The 26,408-nt window shown below is 67.8% G+C and carries 28 protein-coding genes and 1 other RNA gene; 17 read left to right on the top strand and 12 right to left on the bottom strand.

The annotated features are described in order from the left end of the window. Positions 1–31: 31 nt before the first annotated feature. The gene (locus ACQPYH_RS14990) at positions 32–2,953 is read right to left on the bottom strand and encodes a bifunctional [glutamine synthetase] adenylyltransferase/[glutamine synthetase]-adenylyl-L-tyrosine phosphorylase (RefSeq protein WP_432894404.1); all 2,922 of its coding nucleotides are present in this window, start codon (positions 2,951–2,953) and stop codon (positions 32–34) included. 253 nt (positions 2,954–3,206) lie between these two features. Here ACQPYH_RS14990 and ACQPYH_RS14985 point away from each other — a divergent pair, with 253 nt between their 5' ends. The 3 genes from ACQPYH_RS14985 (at position 3,207) to ACQPYH_RS14975 (ending at position 4,777) form a co-directional block, all read left to right on the top strand. After that, a complete protein-coding gene (locus ACQPYH_RS14985; RefSeq protein WP_432891544.1) occupies positions 3,207–3,701 on the top strand; it encodes a hypothetical protein in 495 nt (164 codons plus the stop codon). A gap of 45 nt (positions 3,702–3,746) precedes the next feature. Continuing rightward, complete coding sequence (locus ACQPYH_RS14980; protein ID WP_432891542.1) at positions 3,747–4,319, top strand: peptidylprolyl isomerase; 573 nt, start codon at positions 3,747–3,749, stop codon at positions 4,317–4,319. Between the two features lie 170 nt (positions 4,320–4,489). Beyond that, on the top strand, positions 4,490–4,777 hold the full coding sequence (locus tag ACQPYH_RS14975; protein ID WP_432891539.1) for a YiaA/YiaB family inner membrane protein: 288 nt from the start codon (positions 4,490–4,492) through the stop codon (positions 4,775–4,777). Between the two features lie 420 nt (positions 4,778–5,197). Here the strand turns inward: ACQPYH_RS14975 and glnA are convergent, their stop codons facing one another. Then, the gene (gene glnA, locus ACQPYH_RS14970; RefSeq protein WP_432891537.1) at positions 5,198–6,538 is read right to left on the bottom strand and encodes a type I glutamate--ammonia ligase; all 1,341 of its coding nucleotides are present in this window, start codon (positions 6,536–6,538) and stop codon (positions 5,198–5,200) included. A 112-nt stretch (positions 6,539–6,650) separates the two neighbouring features. Between glnA and ACQPYH_RS14965 the strand changes: the two genes are divergently transcribed. Further along, entirely contained in the window at positions 6,651–7,055 is a 405-nt protein-coding gene (locus ACQPYH_RS14965; protein WP_432891535.1) for a hypothetical protein, read from the top strand. Here ACQPYH_RS14965 and ACQPYH_RS14960 read toward each other — a convergent pair. Together ACQPYH_RS14960 and ACQPYH_RS14955 are read right to left on the bottom strand one after the other, a co-directional pair. Beyond that, positions 6,984–7,901, bottom strand: a complete 918-nt coding sequence (locus ACQPYH_RS14960; RefSeq protein ID WP_432891533.1) for a hypothetical protein — start codon at positions 7,899–7,901, stop codon at positions 6,984–6,986. The genes ACQPYH_RS14965 and ACQPYH_RS14960 overlap by 72 nt on opposite strands. Continuing rightward, on the bottom strand, positions 7,898–8,371 hold the full coding sequence (locus ACQPYH_RS14955; protein ID WP_432891530.1) for a hypothetical protein: 474 nt from the start codon (positions 8,369–8,371) through the stop codon (positions 7,898–7,900). Before ACQPYH_RS14955 ends, ACQPYH_RS14960 begins: the two co-directional genes overlap by 4 nt. Before the next feature lie 56 nt (positions 8,372–8,427). Between ACQPYH_RS14955 and ACQPYH_RS14950 the strand changes: the two genes are divergently transcribed. Beyond that, positions 8,428–9,102 (top strand): peptidoglycan recognition protein family protein, encoded by a 675-nt coding sequence (locus ACQPYH_RS14950; protein WP_432891528.1) that lies wholly within the window; start codon positions 8,428–8,430, stop codon positions 9,100–9,102. Here the strand turns inward: ACQPYH_RS14950 and ACQPYH_RS14945 are convergent. Next, positions 9,048–10,250 carry a DUF418 domain-containing protein gene (locus ACQPYH_RS14945; protein ID WP_432891525.1) on the bottom strand — a complete coding sequence of 401 codons (1,203 nt, stop codon included), beginning with the start codon at positions 10,248–10,250 and terminating at the stop codon, positions 9,048–9,050. The two genes, ACQPYH_RS14950 and ACQPYH_RS14945, sit on opposite strands and share 55 nt — an antisense overlap. Before the next feature lie 85 nt (positions 10,251–10,335). On the opposite strand from ACQPYH_RS14945, the gene ACQPYH_RS14940 reads away from it, so the two are divergent. The 5 genes from ACQPYH_RS14940 (at position 10,336) to ACQPYH_RS14920 (ending at position 17,556) form a co-directional block, all read left to right on the top strand. Further along, complete coding sequence (locus ACQPYH_RS14940) at positions 10,336–10,971, top strand: GNAT family N-acetyltransferase (RefSeq protein WP_432891522.1); 636 nt, start codon at positions 10,336–10,338, stop codon at positions 10,969–10,971. After that, a complete protein-coding gene (locus tag ACQPYH_RS14935; RefSeq protein ID WP_432891519.1) occupies positions 10,968–11,489 on the top strand; it encodes an AAA family ATPase in 522 nt (173 codons plus the stop codon). The genes ACQPYH_RS14940 and ACQPYH_RS14935 overlap by 4 nt, the downstream gene beginning before the upstream one ends. A gap of 94 nt (positions 11,490–11,583) precedes the next feature. Then, the gene (locus tag ACQPYH_RS14930) at positions 11,584–13,314 is read left to right on the top strand and encodes an NAD+ synthase (RefSeq protein ID WP_432891516.1); all 1,731 of its coding nucleotides are present in this window, start codon (positions 11,584–11,586) and stop codon (positions 13,312–13,314) included. A 164-nt stretch (positions 13,315–13,478) separates the two neighbouring features. Beyond that, positions 13,479–15,809: a 3-methyl-2-oxobutanoate hydroxymethyltransferase gene (gene panB, locus ACQPYH_RS14925; RefSeq protein WP_432891513.1), complete on the top strand. Its 2,331-nt coding sequence runs from the start codon at positions 13,479–13,481 to the stop codon at positions 15,807–15,809. Positions 15,810–15,912: 103 nt separating this feature from the next. Then, positions 15,913–17,556 (top strand): alpha/beta fold hydrolase, encoded by a 1,644-nt coding sequence (locus ACQPYH_RS14920; protein ID WP_432891510.1) that lies wholly within the window; start codon positions 15,913–15,915, stop codon positions 17,554–17,556. On the opposite strand, the gene ACQPYH_RS14915 is transcribed toward ACQPYH_RS14920, so the two are convergent. Next, a complete protein-coding gene (locus tag ACQPYH_RS14915) occupies positions 17,501–18,400 on the bottom strand; it encodes an aldo/keto reductase (RefSeq protein ID WP_432891507.1) in 900 nt (299 codons plus the stop codon). The genes ACQPYH_RS14920 and ACQPYH_RS14915 overlap by 56 nt on opposite strands. 89 nt (positions 18,401–18,489) lie before the next feature. On the opposite strand from ACQPYH_RS14915, the gene ACQPYH_RS14910 reads away from it, so the two are divergent. Then, entirely contained in the window at positions 18,490–18,987 is a 498-nt protein-coding gene (locus tag ACQPYH_RS14910; protein ID WP_432891505.1) for an NUDIX hydrolase, read from the top strand. Here ACQPYH_RS14910 and ACQPYH_RS14905 read toward each other — a convergent pair. Together ACQPYH_RS14905 and ACQPYH_RS14900 are read right to left on the bottom strand one after the other, a co-directional pair. After that, positions 18,984–19,160 carry a hypothetical protein gene (locus tag ACQPYH_RS14905; RefSeq protein WP_432894707.1) on the bottom strand — a complete coding sequence of 59 codons (177 nt, stop codon included), beginning with the start codon at positions 19,158–19,160 and terminating at the stop codon, positions 18,984–18,986. The genes ACQPYH_RS14910 and ACQPYH_RS14905 overlap by 4 nt on opposite strands. Positions 19,161–19,221: 61 nt before the next feature. Next, complete coding sequence (locus ACQPYH_RS14900; protein WP_432891503.1) at positions 19,222–19,989, bottom strand: helical backbone metal receptor; 768 nt, start codon at positions 19,987–19,989, stop codon at positions 19,222–19,224. Between the two features lie 277 nt (positions 19,990–20,266). Between ACQPYH_RS14900 and ACQPYH_RS14895 the strand changes: the two genes are divergently transcribed. Beyond that, positions 20,267–20,860 carry a histone H1 gene (locus ACQPYH_RS14895; RefSeq protein ID WP_432891500.1) on the top strand — a complete coding sequence of 198 codons (594 nt, stop codon included), beginning with the start codon at positions 20,267–20,269 and terminating at the stop codon, positions 20,858–20,860. A gap of 94 nt (positions 20,861–20,954) precedes the next feature. Here the strand turns inward: ACQPYH_RS14895 and ACQPYH_RS14890 are convergent, their stop codons facing one another. Next, positions 20,955–21,143 carry a hypothetical protein gene (locus tag ACQPYH_RS14890; protein WP_432891497.1) on the bottom strand — a complete coding sequence of 63 codons (189 nt, stop codon included), beginning with the start codon at positions 21,141–21,143 and terminating at the stop codon, positions 20,955–20,957. A gap of 53 nt (positions 21,144–21,196) precedes the next feature. Between ACQPYH_RS14890 and map the strand changes: the two genes are divergently transcribed. From map to ACQPYH_RS14875, 3 genes are all read left to right on the top strand, one after another. Next, positions 21,197–22,045, top strand: a complete 849-nt coding sequence (map, locus tag ACQPYH_RS14885; RefSeq protein WP_432891494.1) for a type I methionyl aminopeptidase — start codon at positions 21,197–21,199, stop codon at positions 22,043–22,045. Then, on the top strand, positions 22,042–22,425 hold the full coding sequence (locus tag ACQPYH_RS14880) for a GNAT family N-acetyltransferase (RefSeq protein WP_432891492.1): 384 nt from the start codon (positions 22,042–22,044) through the stop codon (positions 22,423–22,425). Before map ends, ACQPYH_RS14880 begins: the two co-directional genes overlap by 4 nt. 63 nt (positions 22,426–22,488) lie before the next feature. After that, positions 22,489–23,034, top strand: coding sequence for a hypothetical protein (locus ACQPYH_RS14875; RefSeq protein WP_432891490.1), 546 nt, complete (start codon positions 22,489–22,491; stop codon positions 23,032–23,034). Between the two features lie 3 nt (positions 23,035–23,037). On the opposite strand, the gene ACQPYH_RS14870 is transcribed toward ACQPYH_RS14875, so the two are convergent. After that, on the bottom strand, positions 23,038–23,193 hold the full coding sequence (locus tag ACQPYH_RS14870) for a GNAT family N-acetyltransferase (RefSeq protein ID WP_432891487.1): 156 nt from the start codon (positions 23,191–23,193) through the stop codon (positions 23,038–23,040). Further along, positions 23,190–24,665 (bottom strand): S10 family peptidase, encoded by a 1,476-nt coding sequence (locus ACQPYH_RS14865; protein WP_432891484.1) that lies wholly within the window; start codon positions 24,663–24,665, stop codon positions 23,190–23,192. The genes ACQPYH_RS14870 and ACQPYH_RS14865 overlap by 4 nt, the downstream gene beginning before the upstream one ends. A gap of 44 nt (positions 24,666–24,709) precedes the next feature. On the opposite strand from ACQPYH_RS14865, the gene ACQPYH_RS14860 reads away from it, so the two are divergent. Then, entirely contained in the window at positions 24,710–25,078 is a 369-nt protein-coding gene (locus ACQPYH_RS14860) for a DUF952 domain-containing protein (protein ID WP_432891481.1), read from the top strand. Between the two features lie 10 nt (positions 25,079–25,088). Further along, positions 25,089–25,486: RNase P RNA component class A (gene rnpB / locus ACQPYH_RS14855), an RNA gene on the top strand. Positions 25,487–25,507: 21 nt separating this feature from the next. On the opposite strand, the gene ACQPYH_RS14850 is transcribed toward rnpB, so the two are convergent. Continuing rightward, a complete protein-coding gene (locus ACQPYH_RS14850) occupies positions 25,508–26,239 on the bottom strand; it encodes a DUF899 domain-containing protein (protein ID WP_432891478.1) in 732 nt (243 codons plus the stop codon). Positions 26,240–26,408 lie beyond the last annotated feature (169 nt).

Genomic DNA, 26,408 nt, shown 5'->3' with positions numbered 1-26,408 from the left:
CGCAGTAGGCGCTGGATCACCAGACAGGACCTCAGTCGTCCCAGAACAGGTGGGCGACGGTGTTGTGGGCGCGGCGGGTGGTGCGGAGGTAGTCGTCGGAGAAGCGGCTGGATTCGCCCGGCGGGTAACCGCAGATCTGGGCCACGGCGGCGAGGTCGCGGGGATCGCGCGGCAGCGAGTCGCTCGGGCGGCCGCGGACGAGCATGATCGCGTTGCGGATGCGGGTCGCCATTTCCCACGCGGCGCGGAGCGTGTCGGCCTCGGTCGGGTCGACGAGGTTGGCGTCGACGCCGGCGTACAGCGCGCCGAGCGTGCGCGTCGTACGGAGAGTGGGAACGCGATGCGCCTCGCGGAGTTGGAGGAGCTGGACGGTCCACTCGATGTCGGCGAGACCGCCTCGCCCGAGCTTCGTGTGGGTGGCCGGGTCGGCGCCTCGCGGGAGCCGTTCGGCGTCGACGCGGGCCTTGATCCGGCGGATCTCCATCACGTCGCGCTCGCTGATCCCGTTCTCCGGATAGCGCAGCGGATCGATCAGTTCGCGGAACGACTGGCACAGGTCGGCGTCGCCGCACAACGGGTCGGCCCGCAGCAGGGCCTGCGCTTCCCAGACCGCCGACCATCTCGCGTAGTACGAGGCGTACGACGCGAGCGTCCGGACCAGCGGTCCCTGCCGACCCTCCGGCCGCAGGTCCGCGTCAACCGCGACCGCAGGATCGGTGCCCGGCAACGCCAGCAGGCGGCGCAGTTCGGTCGCGGCCTGCGTCGCGAAGTCGGTTGCCGCCTTCTCGTCCGCGCCGGGCTTCGGGTCGTGGACGAACATCACGTCGGCGTCGCTGCCGTAACCGAGCTCGTGCCCGCCGAAGCGGCCCATCGCGACGATCGACATCCGTGTCGGCTCGGGCTCGCCCTCAGGAATCAGACGCTGTGCGACGGCTCGCCGCGCGACCTCGAGCGCGGTGGTCAGCGTTCCGACCGAGATGACAGTCAGCGCTCGGCCTACGGTCTCCACATCGACAAGGCCCGACAGATCGGCTGCGGCAATGCGGAACAGTTCCCGTCGGCGTACTGCTCGGATCGCCTGCACCGCAGCCTCGGGCGTGTCCTGCCGACGGGCGGCGGCGGACATCTCGGCCAGCAGAGCGTCCTGGGTCCGCGGTGTGAGTTCGCGTTCGTCGGCGAGCATCGCGGTTGCTTCGGGCGCGCGTTGCAGCAGGTCGACGGCGTACCGGCCGCTGGCCAGCAGGTGCGCGAGGCGTTCGGCGGATGCGCCCTCGTCGCGGAGCTGGCGCAAGTACCACGGTGTCGAGCCGAGCGCGTCGGAGATCGTGCGGAACGCGAGCAGGCCGGCGTCAGGATCCGGTGATTCGGCGAACCAGCCGAGCATCGCGGGCAGCAACGCCTTCTGGATCGACGAACGCCGTGACACTCCCTCGGACAGCGCCTCGATGTGCCGCAGCGCCGACGCGGGATCGGCGTACCCGAGCGCGGTGAGCCGCTGCTTGGCTGCCTCCGGCGTCAGGCGTACCTCGTCGCCAGGGATGCGCGCGACCGCGGCCAGCAACGGCCGGTAGAAGAGCTTCTCGTGCAGCCGCCGTACCTCGAGCGCGTGCTTCTTCCAGGCTGCGGTCAGGTCCTTGACCGGGTTCTTCGTGAAGCCGAGCGAGCGGCCGAGGCGGCGCAGGTCGGCTTCGTCGTCGGGGACCTGATGGGTACGGCGCAGGCGATACAGCTGGATGCGGTGCTCCATGGAGCGCAGGAAGCGGTACGCATCCGCCAGTACGGCGCCGTCGGTGCGTCCGACGTACCCGCTGGTGGTGAGGGACTCGAGCGCGACGAGCGTCGTACCGCTGCGGACGGACTCGTCGCTGCGCCCGTGCACGAGCTGCAGCAGCTGTACTGCGAACTCGACGTCCCGCAGCCCGCCGGGGCCGAGCTTCAGTTGGCGATCGACGTCCGCGGCCGGGATGTGGTCGACGACGCGACGGCGCATCGCCTGCACGTCGTCCACGAAGCCCTCGCGGTCGGCTGCGGACCAGGCGAGGTCGCCGATCCTCTCGGAGTACTCCCGGCCGAGTGCCGCATCGCCCGCGACCGGACGGGCCTTGAGGAGCGCCTGGAACTCCCAGGTCTTGGCCCAGCGCTGGTAGTACGCGAGGTGGCTGTCGAGGGTGCGGACGAGCGGACCGGACTTGCCCTCCGGGCGGAGCGCGGCATCGACCGGCCAGAGCGTGCCCTCGCCGGTGTGCGCCGAACAGATCCGCATCGTGGCGGCGGCGAGTTGGGTCGCGGTCTTCAGCGCGGGCAGTTCGGGCTCGCCGTCGTGCGGCTCGGCGACGAACAGCACGTCGACATCGCTGACGTAGTTGAGCTCCCGGCCGCCACACTTGCCCATGGCAATGATCGCGAGCCGGCAGTCGGCGGCGCCGGGGTGCGCGGCGAAGTACTCGTTGCGAGCGAGGTGCAGCGCGGTCTCGAGCGCTCCGCCGGCCAGATCCGCGAGTACGGCGGCGACCTCGTCGACGAGCAGGCCCTCGGCGAGATCACGCGCGGCCAGCCGGAGCAGCAGGCGACGGTACTCGACCCGCAGTGCGTCGATCGGATTCTCGGCGTCGACCGCCGTGGCGAGCTTGGCGGCGACATCCTCGACCGACGGGCGGGAACCGGCCAACGCCGGGTCGGCGAGGTCGTACCAATGGCGCGGATGTACGGCGAGATGCCGGCCGAGCGCTTCGCTGGCGCCGAGCACGTACACGAGCCGGCGGCGGAAGCCCTCGTCCATCTCGAGCGTGCGCGCGAACGCGGCCACGTCGTACCCGTGCCGGTGCAGCGCCTCCGCCATCCCGCAGAGCCCGTGCAGCGCGAGATCCGGATCGGCCGACTCCCCCAGCGTCGTGATCAGCTGCTCGGTGGCCATCGGGCTGTGCGAGTCGAGCGCGTCCAACTCCTCGAGCATCCCCGCCGCCCGCTGCGGGTCCTCGAACCCGAGCCGGACCAGCCGTCCCTCCCACGACCCTCTCCGACCCTCAGCCACCCCCACAACCTATCCAACCTCGCGTCACGAAGGCTCCTTGGGCACCCATCAACCACTGCGGGAGGCGCACAATGGTTGGCGTGTTCACAAAGTCTCAGCTGGATCGCGGGAAGATCGCGGGGAATACACGGTGTCGTGTAGCGGATTCGCTCAGTAGTCGGCATGATGGCTTCTCATGGTCATGATGACGGGGTCGCTCGCCGTGCGCGGAACGGTGCTCTGGCTGACACCCCAGCAGGGCGGGCGAGTGTCGGGTCCGCCGGAGCCGGATTACGACTACGACTACACCGCGACGGCGTACCTCCCACCGCGAACGCCCGAGGACGGTCAGGCCGGGATCGCGCTGCGCCGGTTCGCGCCGGGCGCCTGGCGTACGCCGGCCGAGGGGATTCTCGTTCCGGCCAAGGGGAATCGCGCCCAGCAGGTGATCCCCGGCTGCATCGTGATCGTCACCGAAGGCGTCCGCCCGGTCGGGCTGCTCACGGTCGAAGAGGTGTACGCGCTCGCTCCGGACGGTACGCCGATCGTTCCCGTGGTCGAGCCGGTTGTCGATGCTCTGACGGCTGAGGTGGCGCCGACCGAACCGCCGTACCGGCACTCGACGGCGGCATCGCGCTGGACCTCGAAGCACGCCTCGGACGACGCACCACCGCAGACCGCCGGAGTCTGAACACGCTCTGTTGCATTAACTGCACTCAGTGTTACCTTCGGAACTATGCGTCACTGGAAACGGGTCGTCGCCGTCCTGCTGGTCGCCGCCATCGCGCTCGTCGTCGAAGGCTGGGCAGCCCGCGCCCAGGCCGCATTCTTCAAGAGCTGCCAGTACGAGCGAGTGCCCGGCGAGACCGGGCGCCCGCCGTACTCGCTCGCGCCGACGCTCGGCCTCGTCAAGGTAACCATCCGGACGAACCGCGGCGACCTGGTCCTCACACTGGACCGCAGCGCGGCACCGTGCGCGGTCCACAGCTTCACGTATCTCGCGCTGAAACGCTTCTACAACCGGACCCCGTGCCCGCGCCACACCCGGGCGATCCTCGAGTGCGGCGCGGGCCGGCCCGGCTACCACTTCACCCCCGAACTGACCGGCCACGAAACCTACCCCCAAGGAACAGTTGCCCTCAGCAACACTCCCGGCCTGGGCAACACCGCCACCTTCTTCATCCTCCCGACCGCCGCCACCCTCCCGCCGACGTCCACCATCATCGGCAAACTAACCGCCGGCGCCGCGGTCCTGGACCACCTCTCGACCACCGAACCGGCAACCATCCAAGAAGTCCTGCTCGGCTGACAGTCTCCATGAGCTCCGGACAACGGCCTCCGGGGACCCTCCGAAGGGACCGGGGACCGGGCATGACATGTTCCCGGTCTCCATAGGGGCTCTCCAGTCTCCACGGTGGGTGAGCTGATTGAGTGGTTCTGCTCATGTGGCGGCGGGGGTTTGTCGCTGACGATTCCGGCATGAGCAAAAGCATCCAGCCCCAGCAGACCGCAGCGTTCTACGCCCAAGCGGTCGCATCCTTCGGCATCTCACTCACCGCGATGACGGTCGCCCTGATCTACCTGCCGGCCCAGCCGTGGGTACGAGCGTTCCTCGCCCTCGGCCTCCTCTACACCGTGACGTCAACCGTCGTCCTCTGCAAGGTAGTCCGCGACCGCCAAGAACTCTCCGAAGTAACCAACCGAGTAGACCAAGCCCGCCTAGACAAACTCCTCACCGAACACGACCCCTTCAGAGTGGACGCGTAAAACTGCGGCTGCTCTACCGCCCCCACCAACAACCGCGGTGTCTCCACACGTCACGCTCCACCCGCCCCGCCCCGCCCCGCCCCGCCCTGCCTCGACCACCCGGCAGATCGCCCATCCCCCGAAGCCACCCCGCTTGCCAGACGTCCCCTCACCACAGCTCACCTCACGACGGTCCCCGCCCACCAGTCACCGCGCACACGAGCGCCGGCCAAACGCAGTCACCGCGCGATAAGCGCGCACCCGCGGGCGACAGCCCGCCACCCCGGCGGCAGCCGGACACTCCCGGCGCTAGCCGGAAGATCCGGCGATAGCCGGCAATGTACGGCGATGAGCCGGGGGCGGGTGGGAGCGCGCGGAGCAGGTGCGTTGAGGAGCGAAGCGACGAAGGAAGCGCCTGCGGAGCACGCGGGGGCGGACCGCCTACAAGACAGGTAAGAGCTTGTTTAGTTCGAACGGGGTTACCTGGCGGCGGTAGTCCTGCCATTCGGCTCGCTTGTTGCGGAGGAAGAAGTCGAAGACGTGTTCGCCGAGGGTTTCGGCGACCAGCTCGCTGTCTTCCATCGCGCTGATGGCCTCGGCGAGGCTGCCGGGGAGCGGCTTGATGCCGAGGGCCTTGCGCTCCCGGGAGGTCAACGACCAGATGTCGTCCTCAACCTCGGCCGGCAGCTCGTAGCCCTCCTCGATCCCCTTCAGCCCAGCAGCAAGCATCAAAGCAAACGCCAGATACGGGTTGGCCGCAGAGTCCAAAGACCGGAACTCGACCCGCGAGGACTGTCCCTTGTGCGGCTTGTACATCGGAACGCGCACCAGCGCCGACCGGTTGTTGTGACCCCACGAGATGAACGACGGCGCCTCATCCCCAACGGCCAGCCGCTTATAAGAGTTCACCCACTGGTTCGTCACCGCAGTGATCTCACCCGCGTGACGCAGCAGCCCGGCGATAAAAGCACGCCCGGTCTTCGACAGCTGGTACTGCGCTCCGCCCTCGAAGAACGCGTTCCGATCGCCCTCGAAGAGCGACATGTGCGTGTGCATCCCGGACCCCGGCTGATCCGACAGCGGCTTCGGCATGAACGACGCGTAGATGCCCTGGGACAGCGCCACCTCCTTCACCACGACGCGGAACGTCATGATGTTGTCGGCGGTCGACAGCGCGTCGGCGTACCGCAGGTCGATCTCCTGCTGACCGGGCCCGCCCTCGTGGTGGCTGAACTCGACCGAGATGCCCATCGACTCGAGCATCGTGATCGCCTCGCGCCGGAAGTCGTTCCCGATCCCCTGCGGCGTGTGGTCGAAGTACCCGGACGAGTCGACCGGCTCAGGCGTCGTACCAACGGCGCCCGTCAGCGACTTGAAGAGGTAGAACTCGATCTCCGGATGCGTGTAGAAGGTGAAGCCCAGATCCGCAGCGCGAGACAGCGTCCGCTTCAGCACGTGCCGCGGATCCGCGAACGACGCCGACCCGTCCGGCATGTTGATGTCGCAGAACATCCGCGCCGTACCCATGGTCTCGCCGCGCCAGGGCAGGATCTGGAACGTCGACGGGTCCGGCTTGGCCAGCATGTCGGCCTCGGTCACCCGGGCGAACCCCTCGATCGCCGACCCGTCGAACCCGAGCCCCTCGGCGAACGCGCTCTCCAGCTCCGCCGGCGCCACGGCCACCGACTTCAGGAACCCGAGCACGTCGGTGAACCAGAGCCGCACGAAGCGTACGTCGCGCTCCTCCAGCGCGCGCAGCACGAACTCCTGCTGCTTGTCCATCAGTCCACCTCTCGCCCAAGTCCAGAACTTCTCACAGTGTGCCCCGCCTCTGTTAAGCAGACGTTACGTGCCCAGGCGGACACAGGCATGCTCAGGGGCCTAGCGTGTTCCCGTGCAGACGATCTTCCATGCGGCGCTCATCGTCGCCGCGGTCCTCTGCCTCAGCGACCTCATCGTCAGTACGGCGCGATTCGGGCAGTCGCTGCGCCGGAAGCGACCCGCCGAACGGGACGTCCTCGGCCGCCGCTGGCTGCCGGTCCCGGAGCTCGGGTTCGGCATGTGCGCGTTCTGCTGCCCCGGCCTGGTGACGCTCGGCCTGACCCATCACGACGCGGACAGCCTGCCGACCACGCAGATCCTGCTCGCCGCGCTGGTCTTCGGGTACGCCGGTGCCGTGCTCTCCCGCATCGTCCGTACCCCGGGCCCTGGCGGCCGCCGCTTCCGCCTACGCGCCGGCCTGCTGCTGGGCCTCCCGGCCCTCTTCGGCCTCGTGTTCGGCCTCTCCGGAGTCGTGTGACCGGTCCTTGGCTCGGCGGGCCTGGACCCAAGGCACGATCCGCTCCAGCGGGGCAAAGGCAAGCCAGCAGACCACCGTCGGCAGGAAGTGGATCAGCAGGATCGCCGTGTTCGCCGCGTGGAACCCGAGGAAGAACAGGGCCCCGAGCAACTGCCACCGCCCCTTGAGCCACAGGATGACCGGCGAGCAGAACTCCCCGATGATCCCGACCCATTGCATGACGTGCAGCACCCAGGGATAGTGCAGCAACCACTCCCCGACCGGGTGCGGCCGCCGCACGATCGCCCAGGTCAGTACGGCGCTCCCGGGCCAGGTCAGCGCCCATCCGGCACTGCGCAGCTTCGCGACCGAGGACAGAAAGTACGTCGCGATCACGCAGATCTGGATGCACCGGATCACCCACCCGGCCGCCTCGGACCGGGTCTGATCGCCGTACGACGCACGCCCGCGCCGGGCAGCGCCGACGGTCGGAAGGACCCACAGCGCGATCACCAGCGCGAGGTGGTCGTGGTCGACCTTGCCGTCGCTCATCCCGATCAGGACCCACCAGGTGAACGCCGGCGCGACGATCCAGCCGGCGATCCGCGGGAAGTAGTTCGTCGCACCGATCAGGCAGGCGACGATCAGCACGACGTACAACGCGGTCGTGTTCGCGACCGACGGCTTCGGAAGATCCAGCATCCGGGCCAGCAGCAACGGCTGGTACAGGCCTGGGTGCTCGCCCTTGTCGCGGGTGTCGCGGACGAACGCATGCATGTCGAGGATGACGAACAGGTACAGGACCGTCCGCAACCACGCGATCCGCCCCAGCGCGATCGCCGGCGTGAACCAATTGACGGCCTTCACTTACGCACCTCCCACGTCGCTAACACCTGCGACGTCGGTGGCCCTTCGACCCGGCCCTTGACCAACTGGGTCGTATCGCGGATCAACTCGAGCTTCACGTACTTCGGCTTGTCAGGATGCTTCCGCGCCCACCCGTCCGCGACCTGCTGCAGCAGCGACGGGTCCTTCACGATCCCCCCGGTCCGCGCCTCGATCTCGGCCCGCGCGACGCCGGCGCCCTCGATGTTCAGCGGTACGTCGACCGTCGTACCGGCATCGGTGACCGCGCTGATCCGGGTGTAGTCGATCTTGGCGTCGTCGGGCACCGACATCGCGTACTGCGACATCGGTCCGAACGGCCACGCGTCGTCGGATGCGCGCACCGATCCGTTGATGAGCAAGCCGATGCCGACCACGGCGACAAGGACCCGCAAACCCTTGCCTACCAGGCCCAAACGCACGACGGCGTTGCCCTCCTGACTCTGTGTCACCACGTCATTAGATCATTCCGGTTTGGAGGCCCTGTTCGTAGGGAATTTTCTACAGCATGACCGCCCCAGAAAATATCCAACGCGCCCGGGTCTCCCGGCGTACGTTGCTCGGCGCGACCGCCGGCGGCGTACTGCTCGGCGGGGCCCTGACCGCAGCCATGCCCACAACAGCGCTCGCCGCCCCCGCGCCGCGCTGTTACACGCGCACCGAGTGGTCGGCGCGCCCGCCCAAGTCGGCGACCCAGGTGATCGGCAAGCCCGACCACATCGTCATCCACCACACCGCGAGCCCGAACGTCACCGACTACTCGCTCGCGGCGGCGTACTCGGTCCAGCACTGGATCCAGGACCTGCACATGGACACCAACGGCTGGATCGACATGGGCAACCAGCTCACGATCAGCCGCGGCGGATTCCTGATGGAGGGCCGGAGCAAGTCGTTGTCGGCGATCAACAACGGCCAGAACGTCCTCGGCGCGCAGACCGCGAACCAGAACAGCCACACGATCGGCATCGAGCACGAAGGCATTTACGTCACCGAGAACGTGACGGTCGCGCTGTTCGACATGTCCGTGCTGACGTGCGCGTGGCTGTGCACGAAGTACGGCCTCGATCCGCATGTCGCGATCGTCGGGCACCGGGACTACAACACGACGCAGTGCCCGGGTGACGTGTTCTACGCGCGGTTGCCTGAGTTGCGCGACAGAGTGGCCGCCGTTCTCCTCGGTTGATAGGTACTGCGTCGATAGGTGATGGTCCGGATCAGGATCTCGAACGGACCGCGATAGTTCGCGCGCCGCATCCGGTCGGCGAGCAGTACTGTCGCCAGCCAGGTCGCGACGGCGAGAAGGGCTGTCGTGGTTGCGGCGAGCGTGTGCGAGAGGTCGAGCAGGTACGGCGTGAACACGACGGCCCACACGACCGATTGGGACAGGTAGCACGTCAGCGAACGTTGTCCGACGGCTGCGATCGCCAGGGAGACCGGGCCCTGGCGATCGCCCAATCTGCGTGCGATCAGGACGATCAACGCGGCGTACCCGAAACCGCCGAAGACACCCGTTGCGTCATGCAACGGTCCGAGGATGGAGAGCGCGTGGTCACTCGGTTGGGTGAGTACGCCGCCGACGACGAGCGAGACCGGGAGTGCGCCGGCGACGGCGATCGTCAGGCCGAGGAATGCCGTCGTACGGAGAAGAGTGAGGTAGTGCGCCGGCCGCTCGAGGATGCGGCGGCGCCCGGCCCAGAGGCCGATCAGGAACGGCGTCACGAATCCGATCCAGCCGAGGCCGGCGATGAACGGCTGTACGACGATGCGGTCGGCGAATTGGCCGAGGAAATCTGGCGGGAGCATCGCCGGATCGGCAGCGTCTGAGGACGTCGCGAGCGAGTCCTCGCTCGGCAGCGAGGTGAGGACGAGGACGAACGCGGCGACGATGAACAGCCAGCGATCCTTCCAGCGCAAGGCCCAGACGCCGAGGAACAGCAGGACGCCGTACGCCGCGAGGATGTCGCCGATGTAGAGCAGCATCGCGTGCAGGAAACCGAGGACGATCAGGACGAGACTGCGTCGCCAGAGGAGCTTGCGGATCGGCCACCAGTCTGTGCCGGATTCGCGTTGACGGCGGACGATCTGCGCGACGCCGTACCCGAACAGCACGCCGAACATCGGGAACGCGCGGCCGTCGACGAAGGTCGAGATCAGCAGGCCGACGACGCGATCGGACGCCGAGCCGTCGGTCGGGAAACCGCCGAAGACGCGGTCGCTGTAGACGAAGTAGTGCGAGTTGGCCAGGGCGATGAACAGCAGCATGAATCCGCGCGCGAGGTCCGGCCCGAGTGCGCGCTCACTCAGCCCGGTCGGTCCGGCTTGGGTGCTCATGGCACCAGTCAATCCGCGCCGGGTCGGTGCCGCGTCCATCCAAAGTTCCTCCGGACGTGAACCTTCGTCGCTGTTCCATAGGCGGGTGCACGAGGAAGCCCTGACCCGCTGGCAACGCGGATGGTCCGCATCGCGAGGGTGGACCGATTACCAAAAGGTCGACGATGTCACCGTCGTACGCGTCGGCGAACCGGAGCGACGGGTCGAGTACGTCGCCACGGAAGCGAACGCGACCGCCGCCGCGCATCTCGCACTGACCGACAGCAATCCGCCCGGCACCTCGTGGCTGGCGATCGCGACCGACGATCCCGATCGCCTTGCCGCCGACCTCAAACCCGTCGAGGCGCTCCGCACCGAATGGCTGATGACGGTCAGCTTGCCCGAGCAAGCGTCGCACCCCGTGCCCGCGCCGTACAGCCTCGAGCTCTCCACGACCCCGTCCATCATCGACGCCCAGATCTGCGGGTACGGCGAGATCGCTGCCACCGGCCGCATGGCCGTCCTCCACACCGGCGCCGTAGCCGACCTCATCACCACCGACCCCGCCCACCGCCGCCGAGGCCTCGCCCGAGCCCTCATGACCGCCCTAGCCCAAGCCACCCCCACCCCAACCGCCTACCTCTCCGCTTCCTCCGAGGGCCGCCCACTCTACGAATCCCTAGGCTGGACCGCCCTCACCCCAGTCCTGGTAGCCCGCACAGCAGGAATCTCGCCGACATGAAACAGATCATCGTGTTCACCGGACTGCCGGGCACTGGCAAGTCGACGCTGGCCGAAGCGCTGGCGACAGAAACCGGAGTACCGGCTTTCGCCGGCGACTGGTTGCTCGGGGCGCTCCGACCCCACGGCGTACTGCGCGGGCTCGAGCGGCCGGTGTTCCTCGCGATGTACTACGACCTGCTCGGCACTTTGATCAAACGGCAGCTGATGCTCGGGCAGTCGGCGATCGTGGACTGTCTGGTGAACGAAGAGATCGCTGGCCGGTGGGAGGAACTTGCCGCGGAGTACGACGCGCGGTTGCGGCTCGTGGAGTGTGTTTGTGGCGACGAGGGTGAGCATCGGCGGCGGGTCGAGGGGCGGCGGCGTGGGATTCCCGGGTGGCATGAGGTGGGGTGGGATCACGTCGAGCGGATGCGGAGTGAGTATCCCCGGTTGGAGCGCGAACGGCTGACCGTGGATGCGATGGAATCGTTGAGCGGGAACCTTCTTCGGGTGGGTGCGTACATTCGGCGTACGTAAGAGGTTGGCGAGGGGCGTGGGGATGAGCGGGGGGACCCAGTAATGTGCTCCCGTGCCTCAACTCCGAGTTGCTCTTGCTCAGCTGAATGTGACCGTGGGTGACATTGCTGGGAACGCCGACAAGATCGTCGCGTGGACCCGGAACGCGGTCGAGCAAGGTGCGCATGTGGTGGCCTTTCCCGAGCTCGGGCTGACCGGCTACCCGGTGGAGGATCTGGCGCTGCGGGCCTCGTTCGTGGACGCGTCGCAGGGCCGGATCCACGACCTCGCGCAACGGCTCGCCGACGAGGGGCTCGGGGACATCGTCGTGGTCGTCGGGTACCTCGACCGAGCCGGCGGTACGGCGATGGGCGTCGACCGGCTCGGCCGGCCGAAGGGCTCGCCCACCAACTCCGCCGCGGTGATCCACCAAGGCCGGGTCGTCACCAGCGCGGTGAAGCACCACCTGCCGAACTACGGCGTCTTCGACGAGTTCCGGCACTTCGTTCCCGGCAACACCCTGCAGGTGATCCGGATCCACGGCATCGACGTCGCGCTGGTGATCTGCGAGGACCTCTGGCAGGACGGCGGCCCGGCCGCGGTCACCCACGAAGCCGGCGCCGGTCTCCTGCTCGTGATCAACAGCTCGCCGTACGAGGCCAACAAGGACGACAGCCGCGGCGACCTGGTACGACGCCGCGCCCGCGAGGCCGGCTGCGCGCTCGCGTACGTGAACCTCGTCGGCGGGCAGGACGAGCTCGTCTTCGACGGCGACTCACTCGTCACCGATGCCGACGGCAAGGTCTTCGCCCGCGCCCCGCAGTTCGAGCAGGGCAGCATGATCGTCGACCTGGACCTCCCGGCCCCGTCCGGTACGCCGGAGGGCACCTACGAGGGCATCGAGATCGTCCACACCGTGCTGCACGAGGACCCGGTCGAGTCGTACGACGCGATGGAGCCGGTGATCGCGCCGCAGCTGTCCGACGAGGCCGAGATGTACGGCGCGATCGTGACCGGCCTGCGCGACTACGTCCAGAAGAACGGCTTCAAGTCGGTCCTGCTCGGATTGTCCGGCGGCATCGACTCGTCGCTGGTCGCCGCGATCGCCTGCGACGCGATCGGCGCCGAGCACGTGTTCGGGATCTCCAACCCGAGCATCTACTCCAGCGACCATTCCAAGGACGACGCGGCCGAGCTCGCCGCACGGACGGGGCTGAATTACCGCGTCGTGCCGATCCAGCCGATGGTGCAGCCGTTCCTCGACACGCTCGGCCTGACCGGGCTGGCCGAGGAGAACCTGCAGGCCCGCGTCCGCGCGGTGGTCTGGATGGGCCTGTCGAACGCCGACGGCCACCTGGTGCTTGCCTGCGGCAACAAGTCGGAGCTGTCTGTCGGCTACTCGACGATCTACGGCGACGCGGTCGGCGGGTACGCGCCGTTGAAGGACCTGCCGAAGACGCTCGTCTGGCGGCTCGCGAAGTGGCGCAACGCGGACGCCAAGGAGAAGGGGCAGCAGCCCCCGATCCCGGAGAACTCGATCGCCAAACCCCCGTCCGCCGAGCTTCGCCCGGGGCAGCAGGACACCGACTCGCTGCCGCCGTACGACCTGCTCGACGACATGCTCGACGACTACGTCGAGCAGGACCGCGGCAGCGCGGAACTCGTCGCTGCCGGGTTCGACGCCGAGCTGGTCACGAAGGTGATCCAGCTCGTCGACCGCGCGGAGTACAAGCGCCGGCAGTACCCACCGGGCCCGAAGTTGACCCACAAGGCCTTCGGCCGGGACCGCCGGTTGCCGATCACGAATGCATGGCGTGAGGACGCACGAAAGGCAGCCGAGCACTGAGCGACTCCTGGCGGTACCGCCCATCCCAAGAATCCCCGTGGGGCTCGTCGGACGAGACCCACGATCGCTCCGGCCTGCCCCGCGACACCTACCCGGACGATGTGAGCGATCGCTCACCGTCAGCCGGTGGCGCTCACCCTCCGCAACGGTGGGACGATGGCAGCATGGTTGACAACTTCCTGTCGGCCGGTACCCAGGACGACGACGAGGAGCTGCCCTCGCCGTACGGGACCGGACCGAAGAATCGGACAACCGAGGAACACCGCCGCTCGGACTACGACAACGACACCTGGCGGGACCGTGGCTCCGGCACGTCCGGTCTCGACCCGTCGCCGTCGTTGCCGAACGCACCGCGGACGTACGAGCGCGGCCCGGTGCCGCAGCAGCCGTACGTCCCGAAGCCGCCGTACCTGCCGACCGCTCCGCCGCCGTCACAGCATCAGCCGCGGCAGCAACCGCCGCAGCGTCCTGAGTACTACGGAGAAGCGCGCGACGAGTCGTACGAGCGGCCCGGGTACCAGGGCGAGAGTCCGTTCCGGCCGCAACAGCCGCCGGCGCAGCCACCGCAGGCGCCGCAGCAGGGACGGCCTAGTCCGTTCGGTCCTGGGAGCAACGGCGCGCGGGCACCGCAAAGCCAGCCAGGTCAGCCCGGCCAGCCGGGTCAGCAGGCACCGCGGCCGCCGGCTCCGCCGCAGTCGAGCAACGGCGTGACACCACGACCGCCGCACACGTCCAACGGCAGCGCGAACTGGAGCAGTCCGGCGCCGCAGCCTTCACCTTCACCGCTGCCGCCCGCGCAGAGCAACGGGCATGCCTCGAGTAATGGGCACGCGTCGAGCAATGGGTTGAGCAACGGGCTTGGTCCGCAGCAGCAGGCGCCGCGTCAGGCACCGCCCGCGCAGGAGCAACCGCAGGAGCCGGTGCAGCGCCTCGAGCCACCGCGCCAGGAGCAGCCGCGTCCTGAGCAGACGTCGTCACACGAGCAGCGGGCCCGGCAGGAGCTCGCAGCACTGCAAGCACAATTGGCCAGGCAGGAACAAGAGCACGCCTCCCGGCAGGAGCAGCCGCCCGCGCAGGAGCAAGCACCGCGGCAGGAGCCAAGGCGCGACGAGCGGGCCCGGCAAGAGTTCGCGCCGCGTCAGGACGACGCCCCGCGGCAGGAGCAGGTCGCCCGACGCGACGACGCCGCGCGCCAGGACCAGTCGCCACGGCGCGACGACGCCCCGCGGCAGGAGCAGCCGTCACGGCGCGATCCGCGGGACGAGCAGTCGGCGCGGCGGGACGTACGCGATGAGCAGTCGGCGCGGCGGGACGAGGGTGCACGGGATGAGCAGGGCTCGCCGCAGCGGCGGGGCGGGGCGGGAGCTTCGCAGGCCAACCCGGAGACGCAGACGATCACGGCGTACATGCCGGAGATGATCGAGGGGTATCAGCGGGAGCAGGGCAAGGAGTATCTGTCCGATCCGAGTGCGGAGTACGAGAGCAACGCGCCAGTGAGTGAAGAGCGGCCGATGGGCGCGCGGCGGCGGGCGAATGTCCAGCAGGATGCGCCGAGCCAGATTCCGGCCGAGCCGGTCTCCACGCATCGGGCTGCGCGTCGCGCGCAGGTGTCCGCGAGCACGGCGGCCGGGACCGAAGGTCCGTCCGCGGCCGGCGGCAACCAACCGGCGCCGGGCGGTTCGACCGAGGCGAGCAAGCGACCGCGGCGGTACCGCGTCCACCACCTCCGCGACTTCAAGAGCCGCGGCGAGAAGTGGGCGATGCTGACGGCGTACGACCAGTACACCGCCGAGATCTTCGACCAGGCAGGCATCCCGGTGCTGCTCGTCGGCGACTCGGCCGCGAACAACGTCTACGGCTACGACACGACGCTGCGCGTCACCGTCGACGAGCTGATCCCGTTGGCACGTGCGGTCGCCGGTGCGGTCGAGCGGGCGCTGGTCGTCGCGGACCTTCCGTTCGGTTCGTACCAGGCGTCGCCGGAGCAGGCGTTCCACACCGCCGTACGGTTCATGAAGGAAGCCGGCGTGCACGCGGTCAAGCTCGAAGGCGGCCGGAACATGGTGCCGATGGTCGAGAAGCTCACGCAGTCGGGCATCCCGGTGATGGCGCATATCGGCTTCACGCCGCAGAGCGAGCACAGCATCGGCGGGTACCGCGTGCAGGGTCGCGGCGATCAGGCAGCGGGTCTGATCGACGACGCCGTCGCGCTGGCCGAAGCCGGGGCGTTCTCGGTGGTCCTGGAAATGGTGCCGGGCGATGTCGCCGCCGAGATCACCAAACGCGTCCCGATCCCGACCATCGGCATCGGCGCGGGCCGCGACACCGACGCACAGGTCCTCGTCTGGCAGGACATGGCCGGCCTTCGGTCAGGCAGCATGCCGCGCTTCGTCAAGCAGTACGCCGACCTCCGCGGCATCCTCTCCACCGCGGCCGCGACGTACGCGTCGGAGGTCGCATCGGGCGCCTTCCCGGGAGACGAACACACCTTCTAGACCACTCATCGTGCTGTCCGGGTAGCTCTCCGGATACTCCCCGCGAACCCTTGTTCCCCGGGTTTCGCGGGTTCACGATGTTTGCGGCATAAGGGGAGGGCCGATGAGAATTCGTCGATTATTTGTTGCCGCAGGCGTCTCGTTCGCGCTGGTTGCCGGAGTAATCAGCTCCATTCCAGCCGCGAGTGCCGCACCGTCCAGTACCTCCGGAAAGCCGGCGAGCTACACGCCACCGCCGGTCCAATGGGGAGCATGCACAAATGCGACGCTCGCCAGCCGGGGCGCGCAATGCGGGTTCGTCGTGGTGCCGTTGGACTACGACCGCCCGAACGGAACGAAGATCAAGCTCGCGGTGTCGCGGGTGATGCACAAGACACCGGATTCGCAGGCACAGGGTCCGATGCTGGTGAACCCGGGCGGACCGGGCGGTTCCGGATTGATCTACGCGATCTTCGGTGAGTTCGTGCCGAACGGCGCCGGCGACGCCTACGACTGGGTCGGTTTCGATCCGCGCGGTGTCGGTTCGAGCCAGCCCGCACTGAGCTGCATCCCGGACTACGCCGGTTACAACCGTCCGCTGTACGTCCCGGTGACACCGAAACTCGAGCAGATCTGGATCAACCGGTCGAAGGCCTACGCGAAGGCCTGCAACAGCGCACAGCACGCGCTGCTCGGTCACCTGACCACGCTCGACTCGGTCCGCGACATGGAGAGCATCCGCAAGGCGCTCGGCGCACCGCAGATCAACTACTACGGCTTCTCGTACGGCACGTACCTCGGCCAGGTGTACGGCACGCTGTACCCGAACCGCTTCCGCCGCGTCATCTTCGACGGCGTCGTGAACGCGACCCGCGTCTGGTACGACGCCAACCTCGACCAGGACTTCGCGTTCAACAAGAGCGTCAAGGTGTTCTTCGCCTACGTCGCCGCGCACAACTCCGTCTGGCATCTCGGCACCACCGAGCGCGCTGTCGAGGCGCTGTACTACGCCCAGCTGCGCAAGCTCATCGGCCATCCCGCCGACGGCAAGATCGGGCCGGACGAGTGGAACGACATCTTCACCCAGGCCGCGTACTACGTGTACGGCTGGGTGGATGTGGCGAACGCATTCGCCGGATGGGTCCACAACGGTGACGCCGCTCCCCTGGTCGACCTGTACGGCTCCCCGCCGTTCGACGACAACGGGTACGCCGTCTACCTCGGAGTGTCCTGCACCGACGCGAAGTGGCCGACGAACTGGAACACCTGGCGCCGCGACAACTGGCGCATTTACGCCAAGGCGCCGTTCCTGACCTGGAACAACGCGTGGTTCAACGCGCCGTGCGCCTTCTGGCCCGCGAAGGCCGGCCACCCGGTGAAGGTCGACGGCCGTCACGTCCAGAGCGCGCTGCTGATCAACGAGACGCTCGACGCGGCAACGCCGTACTCGGGCGCCTTGCAGACGCGCAAGACGTTCCCGAACTCGGTCCTGATCGAAGGTGTCGGCGGTACGACGCATGCCGGCTCGCTGTCCGGTGTGGCGTGCACCGACGACCGCATCGTGGCCTACCTGCAGACCGGTGCGCTTCCGACTCGTCTGCCGGGCAACCGCTCGGACGTCAAGTGCCCACCGGTCCCGGCTCCGCAGCCGGACGCCGCACTGGCATCAGCAGCGAAGGCCAGTTCAGGCGCTTCTGCGCTCCGGCAGGAGCTCAGATCCACGGTAGGGCCGAGCGTTCGGTCCAGTACTCCTCGGGCTGCTGGGTGAACTCGGTCAACGGTCCGTCAACGCGATAGGCGAGGTTGCTCGCCAGTTGGGAAGCAGTCGTGGCTCCACTGAGGACGATGTCCGCCCACGGTTGAGCCATGGCTGCACCGATCGCCAGCGCGTCCGGAGCGATGCCGCGCTGGTGCGCGAACTCGTTGAAGGGCGTCTCACCGGCACGGCTGGTGAGACGCCCGTTCGCGACCGCCTCCTTCACGACGACGAACCAGCCCGCGTCGTGCGCCTCGGCCAGCGCTGAGCCGGCGGAGGGCTCCAGCACATTCCAGGTCGCTTGGACGGCGGAGAACGGCGTACCGAGGTCGACTGCTTTGCGGAGCGTCTCGGCTTGGCGTGGGCCGCTCGTGGACAGTCCGACGCGGACGCCGGAGTCGGTGAGTTCGCGGAGACGGTCGAGCAGACTCTTGTCCTCGAGCGCGGGACTGTCGGCGGTCAGGCTGTGCACGAGGTAGATGTCCGGCGGTCCACCAAGCGCTTGAAGGGTCTCCGGCCATTGCCGTTCGAACGTGGCGAGGTCATGGCTCTTCACCTCATGCGTGTCCGCGTCGTGCCGCCATTCACCGACGTACGTGTAGCCCCACTTCGACCCGATCGTGAGTTGCGTACGGCGCTCCGGGGTGAGCCACTCGCCGAGGAACTTCTCGGCAAGACCGTACGAACGCGCGGCGTCGAAGTACCGAACACCTGCCTGCCAGGCCTGCTCCAGCAGCTGGTGCGTGCGGACCCGAAGATCCTCGACCGCCCGCCCCAGCGGGAGATCCTCGTCGTGCCCGAGGTTGATGTACCCCGGACGACCCAGCGCTGCCAGCCCAAGACCGATACTCGCCATGCCACCGATCGTAGATGTCTGCGGCAACCATGTGAGACGCGCCGCAGGACCCGACACGTAGCAAGGCGCGTCCCTTACCGTTTTGTGGTGTGAGCGAATCTCAGCTGCCACCACCAGGAACGGTCCGACGCCGTACGACGGCCCGCGTGCTGCCGGTGCGTCCGGACGGCAAGGTGCTGCTGCTGCACGGCTGGGATCCGCTGAAACCGCAGGTGCCGTACTGGTTCACGATCGGCGGCGGTGTCGAAGCCGGCGAGTCTGTCGGCGAGGCAGCCAGCCGTGAATTGCGCGAAGAGGTCGGCATCGTGCTGCCGGCCGACGCGCTCGGTACGCCGGTCGCGACGAACACGATCGAGTTCGAGTGGGGCGGGTGCCAGATCATCCAGCACCAGACCTTCTTCGCGGTCGCGGTGGATCGCGTCGACGTGACGTTCGCGAACCAGGAGGAGCTCGAGCTGCAGACCATCAGCAAGCACGGCTGGTGGTACGGCGACGACCTCGAGGCGACCGGTCAGGCCGCACACGTGACGATCCCCGGGCTGCTTCGCCAGGCCGCCGACGCGATCACCTTGCGGCGAGCGTCCTAGCGGCTGCGCGCCTCCTTGAGGACCTTCTTCGGGACCTTCTTGTCGACCTTGTAGTGGACCTTGTCGATGCGCTCGGCGCAGCCTGCCTTGGACAGGCGCATCAGCACCACCGGGCACTTCTTGCACCTCGGCTTGTCCTTGCAGCACTTCTTCTTCGCGGTCATCGACGGCACCCGGCGAGTGTAGGTGAGGCATACCTAACCGTCTAGCTGCCGGGACGGCTCGTGGCGGACATCACGCCAGCTGTCCGGTCAGGATTTCGCGCGCTTCGACCAGCGACGGGCCGTACCAGGTGAGATGCCGGCCGGAGATACAGCGTGCGGGTTTCGCGAACGCCTCCGGGCCGTCAGCCGGTGAAAAGGCATAAGGCTCGTCCGGGAGTACGACGATGTCGTACTCGGGTAACGCGTCCGGGTCGAACCTTGGATAACGCTCGCCGGATTCTTTTCGGAGGACGTTGTCGATACCGATCCGGGAGAGTAGATCGCCCGCGAACGTGTCCCGTCCCAACGCCATCCACGGCCGCCGCCAGATCGGTATCACGGCCCGCCGGCGCATTCCGTCGTACGACGTGGTCCAGACCGCTCGCGCTTCGTGCACCCACGACGGCACGTCGCCGGTGATCGCGGACAGCATGCGTTCGAGTGAGTCGAGTGATTCGGGCACTGTTGCCGGCGCCGTCACCCAGACCGCGATTCCGCGCTCGCGCAACGCGTCGAGATCGACGGCGCGATTCTCTTCGGCGTTCGCGACCACGACGTCCGGTGCGAGTTCGCGGATGCGATCGACATCGGGATTCTTGGTACCGCGAACACGTGCGACGTCGAGGTCCGCGGGATGCGTACACCAGTCGGTCGCACCAACGATCAACGACGGATGCATGACCGCGATCGACTCCGTCAACGACGGCACGATGCTGACCACACGACGTACTTCGCGGGGCAGTTCGACAGTGTTGCGGAGGTCGTCGTACGCGCTGAACATGTCGTCGTTGCACCTCACCTTCGCAGGACGTTGCCGAGGACAACACTCGCCGATCGGGGCACTTCGCGGCAGATTCTGCCGCGTGTCGCCAAGAAATTCTTGAGCCTATCCGGCATGCTCACGGCACGGCGGAATCCCTTCTGCACAAGGATTTTCGGCATTTACGCCGCTCTTTGCCGCCAGTTCGCCTTAACCTGTAGACGTTTCGGGTGCTTTACGTGGCGCACAAGTGTTGTCATCATCATGACGACGAGGAATCCACCGTGGTTTTCCTCAGCCGCACCAAGGAGGCAGAGTGCCAGCCAAGAAGGCAGCCGCAGGGAAGGCGACAGCCAAAAAGGCTTCTCCCGCCAAGAAGACTGTCGCGAAGAAGGCCCCGGCGAAGCGGACGACAACCGCGCGCAAGGTCAGCGCAGCAAAGAAGACAGCGACGAAGAAGGTGAGTGCGGCCAAGAAGACCGCCGCTAAGAAGACGGTGGCGAAGAAGGCGCCGGCCAAGAGGACCACCACCGCCAAGAAGGCCGTCGCGAAGAAGGCCCCGGCGAAGAAGGTCACGGCCCGCAAGACCGTTGCGAAGAAGGCGCCGGCGAAGCGCGCGACTGCTGCCAAGAAGACGACGGCAGCGAAGAAGACGACGGCCAAGCGCACGACCGCCGCCAAGAAGACGACGACGGCGAAGAAGACCGTCGCGCGGAAGACGGTGGCGAAGAAGGCGCCGGTGAAGCGCGCTACCGCCGCGAAGAAGGTTGCCGCCAAGAAGGCACCGGTGAAGGCCGCTGCCAAGAAGGCGCCCGCGAAGCGCGTCGCGGCGAAGAAGACCGCGGTCCGGAAGACCGCAGCGAAGAAGGCCCCGGCGCGTAAGACCGCGGCCAAGCGGGTAGCCCGCTGATCCGGACGTACGCCTTCGCGCGACGTCCGCTACACACCTGAGGGGCACCACCGGGTTCGGTGGTGCCCCTCGGCATGTGGTCGGTACGACGTTCTCAGTCGTCGTCCCACTTCGGGTCGTTCTCCCAGGCCTCGTTGCGTTCCTGGGCCTTCTCGAGTGCGCGGGCGGCTTCCTCCGGGGAGCTGTACGGGCCCAGCCGGTCGCCCGCCTTCGCACCGGAGTACGGCTCGACCTTGCCGGTCTTGGTGTTGTAGTACCACTCGTTGCTGTGATCGTCGCTCATCTGGATGACCACCTCCTGGGAGTCTTGTCGCAGCTGAATAGAATGATCTCACCATGTCGATCCTCACTCCCGGCCAGATCTCGCCGCGCCGCGCCGTTCCCGCCTCCATCCCGCGCCCGGAGTACGTCGACAAGCCGGCGCCGACGCCGTTCGACGGTTCGTACGTGACGTCGCCCGAGCTGATCGAGAAGATGCGGGTCGCGAGCAAGCTGGCCGCGCAGGCGTTGCAGGCGGTCGGTGCGGCGGCGAAGCCGGGTGTGACGACCGACGAGCTGGACGCGGTCGGCCACGAGTACCTGGTCGAGCGCGACGCGTACCCGTCGACGCTCGGCTACCGCGGCTACCCGAAGTCGCTGTGCACGTCGGTCAACGAGGTCATCTGCCACGGCATCCCGGACGATCGTCCGCTGGAGAACGGCGACATCGTCAACGTCGACATCACGGCGTTCCTCGACGGCGTGCACGGTGACACCAACGCGACGTTCCTGGTCGGCGATGTCGACGAGGAGACCCGGCTGCTGGTCGAGCGCACGCTGGAGGCGCTGAACCGCGGCATCAAGGCGGTCAAGCCCGGTCGGCAGGTCAGCATCATCGGCCGCGTGATCGAGTCCTACGCCAAGCGCTTCGGGTACGGCGTCGTCCGCGACTTCACCGGCCACGGCATCTCCACGTCGTTCCACTCCGGCCTGATCATCCCCCACTACGACGACGAACGCTTCGACGACGTCATCGAGCCCGGCATGACGTTTACGATCGAGCCGATGCTGACCCTGGGCACGTACGAGTACGACCTGTGGGAAGACGGCTGGACCGCCACCACCAAGGACAAGTCGCGCACCGCCCAGTTCGAACACACGCTGGTAGTCACCGACACCGGCGCCGAAGTACTCACCCTGCCGTGACCATCACGCAGTACGTCGAGGCCCACCTCCCCGGCATCCTCGCGATCTGCACAGCAGAAGACTGGCCGAGCCTTCCCGCTGATCCCGCGCGCGCCCACGCCGTCCTCACCGCGCCCGGCGTGACAACGGTCGTCGCCCTCGACGGCGAACAGGTCATCGGCTTCGCCTACCTCCAAAGCGACGGCCACATCCAAGCCCACCTCTCCCAAATGGCCGTCCACCCCAACCACCGCCGCCAAGGCATCGGTCGTTCGCTGCTGAAGTACGCCGCTCCCCTGACCGGCGCCCAACGCATAGACCTCGTCACCGACACCGCCTCGGCGTTCTACTCGTCCTTCGACCACCGAACCTTCAGCGGCTTCCGCATCTACCCCGGCTGAACACTGCACCTGTACAGGTGTGGTCTCGCGTTCTTTACTGGCGGTAGGGGCGAGGAGGCTTCCGTGGTGTGGGGGCGGCTGGAGCGTATCGGGCTCGCGAGCGTGGCGATGGTGCTGCTCGGCGCGGCCTGCACGTCCAAGCCGGATGAAGATCAGCCGCTGACAGATTCGTACCACTGGGACAACGCAGCTCTGTTGTCGCTCCTCGCATTGCTCGCGTTTGGTGTTGCGGCGTGGGCCGCGGCGAGCCGTTTGCGCAGCAACCTCGTGGCCGGCCCAGCCGGTGAACCGGTGAGGTGGGCGCGGGCGGCTGCTCCGGCGGCCATCGTGCTGGCTCTGTCGACACCGCTGGTGCTCTGGGCCGCGAGTAATGCAATGTTCGCGTTGGCGTTCTCAGATCCGTCGTTCGATGCCTGGGGCCTCGTACTTCAGGTCGTTCCTGCAGTGCTGGTCAGCGCCGCCGCGGTGCGCTGCGCCCGCGCGGCGCGGCTCCAGACCACCGGCCGGGCGCTCGCGCTATCCGCGACGATACTTGCCTACCTCGTTTGGGTCCTGATGATCGCGGCGACCCTCGTATCCTGCGCCGCCATGCTGGGGCAGGGCGGATAGACCCTAGTTGCTGCCGGCAACGCTTCGGAAGCCTGCGCTGCGGTAGAGGGCGAGTGCGGGAGCGTTGTCGTCCTGGACGCGTAGGGCGACCGTCGCGTCGGAGCACTGGTTGAGCAGGAGCTTGGCGATGCCTTGGCGGCGGTGGCGGGTGAGGATCATCGGTTGGAGGCGGCGCCGATGAAGGTGCCGAGGTCGGCGGCTTGCTGGATGCGGGAGTCTTCGTGGACGTACATCATGTGGCCGGCCGGGTAGTACTTCGTTTCGATGTTGGCGGTCAGCTCCGCGGGGATCTGCAGGCGCGCCAGCGTGTGCTCGGTGGCGAAGTACGGCGTCGCGCCGTCGTAGTGCCCGGAGGCGACGTACACCTTCAGGTGCGGGTTGACGCGCATCGCCTCGGCGAGCTTGTCGGCGACCATGATCTGCTGGCCCTCGAACTCCTTGAACGACCAGTTCTTCGCCGCGTCCATGTTCAGCACCTCGTACGGCAGGTCGTTCTCGTAGCCGAGCTCGACGCGGACGTAGTGGTTGAGCGCCGCGGCGTACGGACCGGTGATCGCGTTCATCGATGGGTCGCGCTCCGGCGTCTCCGAGCCGTAGTCCGCGTTCCAGCCGGTGAAGCGTCCATCGATGCGGCCGACCGTCTGGCGTCGGGAGCGCAGCAGCTCGCCGAAGAAGCGCATGTGCTCGATCCGCAGGTTGACGCGGTCGATGTAGTCCTCGCTGAGGCCGGTCAGCGCGGCCAGCCGGGTGACGACCTCGGCGCGGTAGTCCGCCGGGATCCGGTTGCCCTGGGCAAGCGCATTCGGGTACCGCCCGGCCGCGAACCGTTCCGCGTCCGCGAGCAGTTCCTCGAGCGTCTGGTCCGGCACGAGACCGTGGTAGTGCGCGATCGCGGCGTACGTCGGGAGGAACAGCGCGTACGGCAGGTCGTTGCCCGGCGTGAAGTCGAGCGACCCGAACTCCAGCACGACCGAGATCAGCATCACGCCGTTCAGGTACATCCCGTACCGCTGCTGCAGATGCGCGGACAGGCCGGCCGCGCGCGTCGTACCGTAGGACTCGCCGGCCAGGAACTTCGGCGACATCCAGCGCCCGTTCCGCGACGTCCACAGCCGGATCACCTCGCCGACCGACTCCAGGTCGCGCGTGAACCCGTGGTAGTCCCCCGGCTTCTCCCCCTCGACCGCGCGCGAGAACCCCGTCGACACCGGGTCGATGAACACGACATCGCTGTACTTGAGCAGCGTCTCCTCGTTGTCGACGATCGAGTACGGCGGGGGCGCGAGCTCACCCACATCGCCGGACACCACGCGACGCGGGCCGAGGAGCCCGAGGTGCAGCCAGATGCTCGAGGACCCAGGCCCGCCGTTGAACGCGAACGTCACCGGGCGCTCCGCGGCATCGGCGTCGTCGAGCGTGTACGCCGTGAGGAACACCTCGGCCTTCGGCTTCAGCCCCTCGAACTTGCCGTCGGTGTACACCTCCTCGCGGAGCACGATCCGCCCGGTCGTCGCCGTGTACCGAAGCTCCTGCCCGTCGACGGTGATCGTGTGCTGCGACGTCACCAGATCGTCGACCGGCTTCGCGGGCTTGGTCTCGGTTTCGGTCTCCGTCTGCTCCTCGTTCGCCATGTCGAGCACCCTAATCCACGGCGGCGAGCGCTAGCGTTGGGTTTATGGCGACGATTCTGCACATCGCGTTCGTGGACCAGTGGGAGGCTGCGCGCGAGGCCGGCTGCTACCGGTGGTCGACCCGCGGCAAGAGCCTCGACGACGGCGCCACGTTCATCCACGCATCCCGGCCCGACCAGGTCGCGATGGTGGCCAACTTCGCGTACGACGACGTGGACCAGCCGCTCTGCCTGCTGGTGATCGACACCGGGCGGCTGGTGTCCGCCCTGTGCGACGAGGACCTGGACGGGACCGGGATGAGCTTCCCGCACATCTACGGGCCGTTGAACCTGGACGCGGTGGTCGACGTACGCCCGTACGAGCGCGGTGCCGACGGCCTGTGGCCGGAGGTGTCCGAGGAGGCCGTATCCTGAGGGGACGGAACGGGTCGGTCGGGCGATCGCGTCGTCCTTACGGGACGCCGAGGAAAGTCCGGACTCCACAGGGCAGCGTGGTGGGTAACGCCCACCCGGGGTAACCCGCGGGACAGTGCCACAGAGAACAGACCGCCAGCGGCTCCGATGAACCCCGTGGTTCGTAGGAGTGCGGGTGAGGGTGAAACGGTGGTGTAAGAGACCACCAGCTCCACAGGTGACTGCGGAGGCTAGGTAAACCCCACGTGGAGCAAGGCCAAGAAGGGCGCCGGGCAACCGGCGTCCGCGCGAGCGTTCGAGGGCGGCCCGCCCAAGCTCGCGGGTAGGCCGCTGGAGGTGCCCGGCAACGGTCACCGTAGATGGATGATCGCACTAGACAGAATCCGGCTTACATGACCGACCCGTTCCCCCCACCCTCGAACGCAGCTGTCAGTGGCAGTGGTTGTCGTCCGGTTCGACGGAGCGGCCGGCGGGCTTTTCCCAGGGTTCTTGGCGGCCCAGGGCCGTCATGTCCAGCGCGGTTACGGTGAAGGTCATGGCGTCGGGGCCTCGGCCGTAGGTCGAGTAGGTGTGGTAGGCCTGCTCGCCGACCCGGAGGAAGCAGCTCAGGCCGTGGAGGTCGAAGGGCTGGGCCGTCTGGATGAAGCCGGCTTCGGGGCGGAGGTCCCAGTCGGCCTTCGAGCGGTAGTTGTACGAGAACGGCATGACCGACTCGTCCAGCGTCACGTGGTAGTCGTAGTTGAAGTCGCTCCCGTACGACGAGTACCACGGGTACTCCCACCCGCGGTCGGCCTTGTACGCCGCGAGCTTCTCGTACGGCGCCCGCGACACCAGCGCGAAGGTGGTGTTCGCGCCGTGCAGCCCGGCCTGAGACCCGATGTCGTCGACGAAACCGGTGCAACTCGGGCACGCCGCATCCCACTCAGGCTGGTACATGATGTGGTACACGACCAGCTGGTCCCGCCCCTCGAACAGGTCGAGCATTCCGGCGGGCCCGCCGTCGCCCGTGAACGCGTACGGCTTGTCGACGAGCACCATCGGCAGCTCGCGGCGCCGCGTGTTGAGCGCGTCCCGCTGCTTCGTGAATGCCTTCTCCTCCGCCAGCAGCGCGACCCGCGCGGCGAGCCAGTCCTCCCGGGACACGACCTCGGGCACGTTCATTCCAGCCTCCTCGACATGGGATTCACCGGCGACGTCGGAGCCGGCCAAGCGAACTCGACACCCAGCGGCAAGGAAATTTGAGTGGGGTTGAGGTCTGGCGATGAACGGGATTTGGTGCGACCGTGCTTCCGGGGGTCCACGAGCTTGTAACGAGTCATGCGTACGGGGT

It is taken from the genome of Kribbella sp. CA-245084, assembly GCF_050942355.1.
GTDB lineage: Bacteria > Actinomycetota > Actinomycetes > Propionibacteriales > Kribbellaceae > Kribbella.
The sequence above is the reverse complement of the archived record's forward strand: the minus strand, read 5'-3'. Positions and strand labels throughout refer to the sequence as shown.